Origin of the sequence: Cyclobacterium xiamenense, assembly GCF_009467825.1 — a bacterium.
GTDB classification, from domain to species: domain Bacteria; phylum Bacteroidota; class Bacteroidia; order Cytophagales; family Cyclobacteriaceae; genus Cyclobacterium; species Cyclobacterium xiamenense.
Map to the genome: position 1 here is coordinate 26321 of NZ_WIOK01000043.1, position 9541 is coordinate 35861.

General features: G+C 42.0%; 8 protein-coding genes. All 8 read right to left on the bottom strand.

Going from position 1 to position 9541, the window contains the following annotated elements:
- Positions 1 to 40: 40 nt before the first annotated feature.
- Positions 41 to 1834: a translation elongation factor 4 gene (gene lepA, locus GCU44_RS21230; protein WP_154859408.1), complete on the bottom strand. Its 1794-nt coding sequence runs from the start codon at positions 1832 to 1834 to the stop codon at positions 41 to 43.
- Positions 1835 to 2289: 455 nt separating this feature from the next.
- The gene (locus tag GCU44_RS21235; RefSeq protein ID WP_154859409.1) at positions 2290 to 2574 is read right to left on the bottom strand and encodes a hypothetical protein; all 285 of its coding nucleotides are present in this window, start codon (positions 2572 to 2574) and stop codon (positions 2290 to 2292) included.
- Positions 2575 to 3233: 659 nt separating this feature from the next.
- Positions 3234 to 3656, bottom strand: coding sequence for a DUF1573 domain-containing protein (locus GCU44_RS21240; RefSeq protein WP_154859410.1), 423 nt, complete (start codon positions 3654 to 3656; stop codon positions 3234 to 3236).
- Positions 3643 to 5139, bottom strand: a complete 1497-nt coding sequence (locus tag GCU44_RS21245) for a hypothetical protein (RefSeq protein WP_154859411.1) — start codon at positions 5137 to 5139, stop codon at positions 3643 to 3645. The genes GCU44_RS21240 and GCU44_RS21245 overlap by 14 nt, the downstream gene beginning before the upstream one ends.
- A gap of 5 nt (positions 5140 to 5144) precedes the next feature.
- Complete coding sequence (locus tag GCU44_RS21250) at positions 5145 to 6311, bottom strand: hypothetical protein (protein ID WP_154859412.1); 1167 nt, start codon at positions 6309 to 6311, stop codon at positions 5145 to 5147.
- Positions 6312 to 6599: 288 nt separating this feature from the next.
- On the bottom strand, positions 6600 to 6911 hold the full coding sequence (locus tag GCU44_RS21255) for a hypothetical protein (protein WP_154859413.1): 312 nt from the start codon (positions 6909 to 6911) through the stop codon (positions 6600 to 6602).
- 932 nt (positions 6912 to 7843) lie between these two features.
- Positions 7844 to 8452, bottom strand: coding sequence for a DUF4221 family protein (locus GCU44_RS21260; RefSeq protein ID WP_161993990.1), 609 nt, complete (start codon positions 8450 to 8452; stop codon positions 7844 to 7846).
- 194 nt (positions 8453 to 8646) lie between these two features.
- Positions 8647 to 9462, bottom strand: coding sequence for a hypothetical protein (locus GCU44_RS21265; protein ID WP_154859415.1), 816 nt, complete (start codon positions 9460 to 9462; stop codon positions 8647 to 8649).
- Positions 9463 to 9541: the final 79 nt, after the last annotated feature.

A 9541-nucleotide genomic window follows, 5' to 3' on the forward strand; every position in this document is an offset into this window, starting at 1 on the left:
GTTGCCTACATCCCCCGGCTACCCGCAGCCTGTCGTCTATCTAATCCAGTTTGAGTACCGCCATAAAGGCTTCCTGTGGCACTTCCACATTGCCTACCTGCCGCATCCGCTTCTTCCCTTTTTTCTGCTTTTCCAATAATTTTCGTTTTCGGGATATATCGCCCCCGTAACACTTCGCCAATACATTTTTTCGCAGTGCCTTGACCGTTTCCCGGGCAATCACCTTGCTACCGATAGCCGCCTGAATGGCGATTTCAAACATCTGCCGAGGTACCAATTCTTTCAACTTTTCGCAAAGCCGTTTTCCCCATTCGTAGGCCTTGTCCCGGTGGACAATGGCAGACAGGGCATCGACTGGCTCTCCATTCAGCATCACATCCAGGCGGACCATGTGCGACTGCCGAAAGCCGATCAGTTCGTAATCCAGAGAAGCATAGCCCCTGGAAATGGTTTTCAGTTTGTCAAAAAAGTCGAAGACAATTTCTACCAGGGGCATGTCAAAGGACAACTCTACCCGGTCGGAAGTCAGGTAGACCTGATTTTTGATCTGCCCTCGCTTGTCCATGCATAGCTGTATGACCGGCCCTACGTAATCGGCCGCGGTAATGATGGCTACCTTTACATACGGTTCCTCGATGTGCTTGAACAAATTGGGTTCGGGCATATCGGAGGGGGCATTCACCGTACGGTATTCGTTATTGTTCATAAGGGCCCGGAACTGCACCGAAGGCACCGTGGTGATGACCGTCATGTCAAATTCACGCTCCAGGCGTTCCTGGATGATTTCCATGTGCAGCATTCCCAGAAAGCCACACCGGAAGCCAAAACCCAGGGCCGCCGAAGTTTCCGGCTCCCAGACCAATGAGGCGTCGTTTAGCTGCAGTTTCTCCATGGAGGCCCGCAGCTCTTCAAAGTCGGTGGTGTCTACCGGATAAATCCCGGCAAATACCATGGGTTTCACGTTTTCAAATCCCTGCACGGTATTACTGCAGGGCCGCTTCACGTGGGTGATGGTATCCCCTACCTTGACCTCTTTGGCTACTTTGATGCCCGATACCAGGTAGCCCACATTACCTGCCTTTAGCTGTGGCTGTGGTTTTTGCTGGATGCCCAGGATGCCAATTTCATCTGCTTCGTATTCTTTGCCGGTGTTGACGAATTTGATCCGGTCGCCCTTATTGATGGTGCCGTTAAAAATACGAAACAATACCTCCACGCCGCGGAACGGGTTGTACACCGAGTCAAAAATCATGGCCTGCAGGGGGCCTTCTTCGTCTCCGGTTGGTGCCGGTATTTTTTCCACCACGGCATTCAGGATAGCTTCGATACCGATCCCTTCCTTGCCTGAAGCCAGAATAATGTCTTCCCGCTTGCAGCCGATGAGTTCCATCACCTCGTCGGCCACCACCTCCGGCTGGGCTCCGGGCAGGTCGATTTTATTGAGCACGGGGATGATTTCCAGGTCGTGACCAATGGCCAGGTAGAGGTTGGAAATGGTCTGGGCTTCAATGCCCTGCGAGGCATCGACGATCAGCAGCGCGCCCTCGCAGGCGGCAATGGAACGGGATACCTCGTAGGAGAAGTCCACGTGTCCCGGGGTATCAATCAGATTAAGGGTATACTCCTCTCCCTGATAGGGATATTTCATCTGGATGGCATGGGACTTAATGGTAATGCCCCGTTCTCGTTCCAGGTCCATACTGTCCAGAAGCTGGTCTTGCATTTCCCGGTCGGTCACCGTATTGGTGAATTGCAGGAGCCGGTCGGCAAGGGTACTTTTGCCATGGTCGATATGGGCAATGATACAGAAATTTCTTATTTTTTGCATGTTCATACTGGGTGCAAAATTAGTAAATCCCCGGCGTTTTTATAGGTTTTGCTGATTTTAATTAGAAGAAGGCCTTTCTTTGGGTTCACCACGGATTCGCACAGATTTTCACGGATTTTTTAGCTGTCAGGATTGATCCATTTTCCAGTTTTTTATCTGTGTTAATCTGAGTAATCTGTGGTGCACCTTTTTTTAACCACAGACTCGCACAGATTTTCACGGATTTTTTAGGTGTCAGGATTGATCCTTCGACTGGGTGTAGATTGCATCTACATCCCTTTTATTCCTTTATTAACGCCAGTGAGGCATTTGCAATGCCGGGTCCATGGACAGAACTTTAGGAAAATCATTCGTGGAAAAGTACTTGTTTAGCCATTTCAAATGGCTTTTTGGCGGTTCTAAATTGTTTGTAATCCTGAAGATAGCAGGGTGAAGTGGCATACTTCCCCCAGTGGCGTTTTTTATCTGTGGTAATCTGAGTAATCTGTGGTGCATCCTTTTTTTAACCACGGATTCGCACAGATTTTCACAGATTTTTTAGCTGTCAGGATTGATCCATTTTCCAGTTTTTTATCTGTGGTAATCTGAGTAATCTGTAGTGCACCTTTTTTTAACCACGGATTCGCACAGATTTTCACAGATTTTTTAGCTGTCAGGATTGATCCATTTTCCAGTTTTTTATCTGTGTTAATCTGAGTAATCTGTAGTGCACCTTTTTTTAACCACAGATTCGCACGGATTTTCACGGATTTTTTAGGTGTCAGGATTGATCCTTCGACTGGGTGTAGATTGCATCTACATCCCTTATAGTATCTAATTTACGCCAGCAAGGCATTTGCAATGCCGGGTCCATGGCCAGAACTTTAGGAAAATCATTTCTGGAAAAGTGTGCGTTTAGCCATTGCAAATGGCTTTTTAGCGGGTCTAAATTGTTTGTAATCCCTAAGATACCAGGGTGAAGTGGCATACTTCACCCAGTGACGGTAGCATTCTCCACCCATTCTTTAATCTGTGTTAATCTGAGTAATCTGTGGTGCACCTTTTTTTAACCACAGATTCGCACAGATTTTCACGGATTTTTTAGGTGTCAGGATTGATCCTTCGACTGGGTGTAGATTGCATCTGCATCACTTTTATAATTTAATTTACGCCAGCAAGGAATTTGCAATGCCGGGTCCTAAGGACAGAACTTTAGGAAAATCATTCCTGGAAAAGTGTGCGTTTAGCCATTGCAAATGGCTTTTGGACGGTTCCTATCTGTTTATGGCTTCGGAGATAGTAGAGTGAAGTGGCATACTTCACCCAGCAGAGGTTTATTTAGATCCCAAGATTAACCTTTTCTCTGTTATTTAGCTGTATTAATCTAAGCAACCTGTATTTCACCGTTTTTCACTATCAGATTCAGCTATTTTGCATTCGTGTTATTGCAATTAATGACATTGCCTTTTATTCCGATTTTATAAAATTTTTGTTTGGTATTCGCAGAAATGATAACATAGGAATAAAACGCTCCGCACTTACCCGTCGTGTCTACAATTAATTCTATATAACCTTGGTCATTGGCATTTAAATCATTTTTACCCAAAATAACATCGGTGCAATTACAGGATTTTTCCAGGATGGATAGATTTACCATTCGATTGTATTCATTTGTGAATTCAAATTTGTGGCGTATTACGCTTCCTTCAACAATATCCCCTAAATCTTTCAACGTCCTTTCAAACTCCAATGAATCTATTTTCCTTGGTTTAGGTTCTTCTTGAGCATTACTTTGGCCAAAAATACAAAATATCATAACCAAAAAAATCACTATCCTAATAACTTTCATCTTTCCTCATTTTAAGATAATCATACACATTCCTAAAACGCTTTTCCCTGATATCATTTACCAAATTCTCGTGCCTCTCTACCCCCTCATCAAAATCTTTGGCCTCAGGAAAATCACGTTGAGGAGTATCCCGCTTACTGTCCCATTCTTTCCATCTTTTTCCGGAATTGTTCCGGAATTGCTTTTCCAAAGATATATTGGTTGACAAGGATCTGGATATTTCGCTGTACAAGGTAGAAGGAACATGTCCGTCTTTCCGCCAAAAGTCGCTGTCATAACCGGCCTGAGAATTCATTCCAACAAAATCAAATGATCTGACAACCTGTTCCATATCCTCCTTCAGTGGATCTTTTGTATGAGGACCAAATCTTAGTTTCTCGTAACGTTCAATTCCGTGACCCACGGGATCTTCCCTTGGGCTATACCAATTTTCCCCCAAATAATAACAGGTAAATTCCAATTCCGAAGGGTAAAAAACGTCAGTCCCTGTAAAGCGCACACGGATTTCACCGGCAACATCCTTTCTCCTGCCTTCACGCTTGATCTCGAAATTGACATCATGGTATTGGGAAAATTCAAAATTTACTTCTGTGATCCTCAGGTTGGTTTTATCTATTACCAAATTCCCCTCCCCTATAAGGAATATATTTTTGGCATCCTCTTGCCTGTACCTCTCCTTGGTTTTGAAGTGAACAACGTAATCTTCATCCGTTTCTTCGTCGTAGCTGTAAGCAAACTCGTAGTACTTATGGTTTTTCAAAAACATCGGCCCGCAGATTTCCAGCCCCCGGTAAACCGGACGGGACATAAATGGCATCACTACCCATCTAATACCACCCGTTTCGTCATAGGACACGTAGGGAATGGGTTCGCCGTCATAGCCGAACCGATCACTCATGCGCTGCTCCAAGGGCAACAGGTAAAAGTAGGCCTCCGGTTTCCCACCGGGGGCAAAACTCCATTTGGACCAGTTACGGTTGCCGGAAAGCAAAGCCAACCCATCCATCTGGTAAAACTCCAGGAAACGCTTCCGGTCTTTAATGTAGCTATGGGCATTGATATGGTAAAGAAGCGGAGAAGTAGGATACCTAGAGCTAAAATCCCTGCCTGCAAGCGTCATCAGCTTTTCCACGGTATAGGAAGTGACCTCTACTTCCTCCAAATCAATCACATTCGGGCTAAGTGACACCGAAAATTCAGGCTGATCAGGCACCATAAAGGAAGTATCCCTACTAAAATAGCTTCGCACAGTAACAGGTATGCCGGTTTTCAGGGTTACGCTACCATTGATATCCGTTACGGAAATCGGCTTTCCGGCTTCGTTAAGGACCGTATAAAAAGCAGCAGGCTGACTTACCTTCCCGTCTTTTATCGACAATCGCATTATAGAGGAGTCTGCACTTACCCTCATGGGATCAACTTGTGCCATTATCCTTCCGGAGAACATGACCATCAATACCATCGAATAAATAACCATTTTCATTTGACTCACCATTTAAATTCCACCAAAACAGGTATCTCTTCACTTGAAAGACCATCTTCGCTTTTGATCTCTCCATAAAACCTGTCATTCCTGAAACCAACTAAACGGAAGCCCTTCGGCACATCAATGTCACCAATTAATCCATTTTCTTGATAAATCTGAAGCCCGTCCATTTTTTCACTAATACCCTTCCTGTAACCCCTGAACAATAAGTCTAACTCAGAGAAGTGTTTAAGAAAAGTAAAAAACCCATATTTAGGTCTTAATTCCTTGTAGTATTGAACATAATCCTCCGTTCCCTGCACTTGCTCATAGTCGGTCTTCATACTCCTTCCGGCATTCCCAAAAGCATATTGCGGTTCGTCAGCTTCCCTGAAATAATAAATTAGGGTATCAGCTTCAAAACCAAGAAAAAAACCATTTTCTTTCCAGCCAGCTACTTTAACCGATGATAAATAGGGCAAAAACCGCCAGGACCCATAAATGGGCGACATCCTTCCATGTATTCCTGACAGTTTGCCAGAATCAATATCCAAGGTGGCCAATATGCGTGCAGACTCGTAAAATTCACGGTGTGAAAAAGCATTGAACAGCGGATGGGAGGTGGTGATATTAAAGATTACCTCCTCGTCCTCCAGAAAAGCTATTTGCAAACCGGGATAATCCACCTCGTAGATTTCCTTGTATTCCGGACGGGGGTTGTTCATCACTTCATTTGGATTATTCTGGCTTTCGTCATCGAAACGCAACAAACCTTTCTTCATGACTTCTCCAGAACCAATATCCAACATGTAATAATCGTAGGAAGGCCCCAGGGCAATTAACCGCCCTTCATTTTCGGCAAAGCCGACTATTCTGCCGGATAATTCGCCAGGCCCATCCCCACGTCCAAACCTGCTGTCCACCTCATTAAAATTGTCATCAAACAAATACAAGGTGCTGTACAGTTCATCCACGAAAACCAGCGTGTCTTTGTAAATTAAAAAACGTCCAACTCCTGAAGTGTTATCCAGGTTGATACTGACCGTATCCATAGTAAGGTGACGTAACTTTAAATCGATGCCCCCCCTCGATGGGACATTCCAGTATCCTGTTTCTTTGTTTCCGGAATCACAACCTCCAACTAGGATTATTAGAAGCAAAAAAGCAGGAACAAAAAAAGTCTTTTTCATATGTTTATAATTTGATTTTTAATGGTCAGAACTTGTCCCGATTTATCGGGGTGGAATCTCGCATGGTTGATAATCATCCCCCTGTGTGTCGTAGCTCGTCATAGATATTTCATTTGTTATTAATTCTTTCTTAATGGTCTGAAGAAATCTTCTAATTTTTCCCGATAACTCCCAAAGCTATCAGGAGGGCATCCCTCGTTATGAAGTTCTAGTCATTGTCGATTTCACATTAATAATTAATAATTTAAAACAAAAGTGTGACCGCCCTAAGGCGGTCAATATTAAATGTCAAGGACAGTTACTACTGTAGTCACTACAATTGGCTGACCCTGTATCACTGTAATGGCATAATTTTCGAAAAGAATATTGGTTACCACCATAACACACACCATCACTGTGACACCTGCAATGAATGCCAGGTTGATTAGGAGGATCAATGCTTCCCGCAAAAGCATAGTCTAGCGCAATCTGTAATTCGTTAAAAACCAAATCCGATTGAGCATGCGCTGGTTCACCTACCTGCCAGCCGGCTACCATCAAAAAAGCCACCACTCCCAGTGAGGCCATTAATCTTTTGGAATTTTTAAATAATCTTTCCATAATTTTTTAGGTTTATATTAACTAAATATTTTATGGAGGCTAAGCTGCAAAAAAAAACCATTAGTTGCAAATATATTTTTAAAAAAATATAAAAAAAATAAAAAAAAATCTTTTTTTAAGCATGTATTGTATTTTTAGGGGGAGACGGAGTTTGTGCTTTATTCGTGAAGCCTTTTCTTCACGGATTCGCACAGATTTTCACAGATTTTTTCTGGTGCCAGGATTGATCCTTCGACTGGGTGTAGATTGTATCTACATCCCTTTTATCCTTTTATTTACGCCAGCGAGGCATTTGCAATGCCGGGTCCATGGACAGAACGTTAGGAAAATCATTTCTGAAAGCGAGTGCGTTTAGCCATTGCTAATGGCTTTTGGGTGGTTCCTAATTGTTTATGACTCCGAAGATAGTACCGCCACCCCTGCTTTAATCTGTGATAATCTGAGTAATCTGTGGTGCACCTTTTTTTCACCACGGATTCATACCGATTTTCACGGATTCTTTCTGGTGCCAGGATTGACCTCACTCAGTAGCATTCTCCACCCATTCTTTAATCTGTGTTAATCTGAGTAATCTATGGTGCAACCCTTTTTTTTAACCACGAATTCGCACTAATTTCCACGGATTTTTTAGGTGACAGGGTTGATCCTTCGACTGGGTGTAGATTGCATCTACATCCCTTTTATTCCTTTATTAACGCCAGTGAGGCATTTGCAATGCCGGGTCCATGGCCAGAACTTTAGGAAAATCATTCGTGGAAAAGTACTTGTTTAGCCATTTCAAATGGCTTTCGACCGGCTCTTTTCTATTTACGAAGGCGAAGATAGCAGGGTGAAGTGGCATACTTCACCCAGTGGCGTTTTTTTCTGTGGTAATCTGAGTAATCTGTGGTGCTCCTATTTTTCAATCGGCATGAATTATTTAAAATAGAGTCCTAATTACCCCGGATATCAGCCGGCCCAAATACCTCAATGGCTATTTTGTTTTCGTTTTCATTGTACATATCCCTGCGGAAAAGGTTGATCCCGGTGGAAGAAAGGAAAATTTTTGACGGATCATAGACTTTTGAGGAAAATAAACGCTCTCCCAACTTCTCGAAACGCTCATTGAGAACGATAATCGAAAAGTCGGGTGCCCTGGACACGGATAGCTTTTCCAACGAAGGCCGGATTAGCGCCACCCTGTAAAAGAGATTTTGATTTTGGTCATAATATATTCCCCTATAATCAGAGGTAGACAAGCCATGGTCGTCTTCTTCCGGGTATATGGTACCCTTGACCCTCTTGAGATAGTGAGAGGGGTCTTGCTTGAAAGGGGGAATGGCCTCAAAGTACTCAGAGCCTACAAAGTGTTGGCTTACTTCCTTTGTCCGAAGATTAACGCTTTGGAGAAAAGGATCCACGGGGTAGCTCAGGACCAATTCGTTGGTAGTAGGATTATAGGCCATACCTGGTTCGTATTTGAATTTCGGCCCCCAATGTGCCTTGTTACACAATTCCGGAAACGAACCAGGGAAAGTTACCTTCTTTGTTGTTAAATCCACTATTAACGAGCTTGAATGATAGCGGTAATCACTTTGATACCGGGTTGTAGTGCAGGGGATCAATACGGTGCGTCATGAACTGGACCCATTATCACTTTCTGCTACCTCATTCCCAAACGTAACTTCTGTTCATGAAAATAATACAGCAGAACTACTCATACCAAATAAATAAAGTATTTTGACTAACATTCGCCCTACTTATCCAAAACAAATAAGATAAAATTATCTTCTGATTTAATTGTGTACTTTTCTTTAAATGATGGATCTAAGTTTTGACTTTGGTACAAATGTTCAGAAGATTCTCCAAAAATTAGTTGTTCCTTATCTGAATACAATACATCATAAAAAGATTGATTTGATTGGAAATCATCCACAAAAACTGGAAAAACTTCACCTGAATTCTCTATATCGTCAATAAGCAGGTTTTCATACTTGCCTTCCTTGAGAATTTTGATTAGTAACTTATTGTCTGAAGTAAAATGCATTTCCCCTTTTATAAAATAAAAATTGCCATTCCGCATATCTGATAACAAATCCATGGCATTTATACCAGACTGTAAATAATTTTTACTGACTCTTTTATCTTTAAAATCAATTAAAAACTTCTTATCTAACAGAAAATCTTTGTTAAGCGTATAAATGGTATCATTGAACGCTTTAGAAAAATAAAGTTGGTTACCTGAATTATCTACATTTAATGCATATCTAGCGTCATAATGAAACCCATAGTCATCAGAATTTACGGGAATGTATGCAGAAGATACTGAAAAATCATCTTTATCAATTACCAAAAGATCATTTCCCCAATCTCTTTGAAGATAATTGTTGAAAATAACCCATTTGTTCTCAAAACTATAAAATGAATTTGCTTTAAAATTTAATTTTTGCTGTTTTAAAATAGTCAAATCTTCATCCAATATAAAGTTGATACCTTTATTTCCATCATGGACAATTAGATTTTCATCATAAAAAAAGTCCGTAATCGAATTATTGAATAAGGCACTTATCAAATAAAGGCTTTGTACGGATACGGTGGCTTCGCCACCATCCTTTGTATTAGATTTTCAAAAATCCCTTCTTTCATTTTAT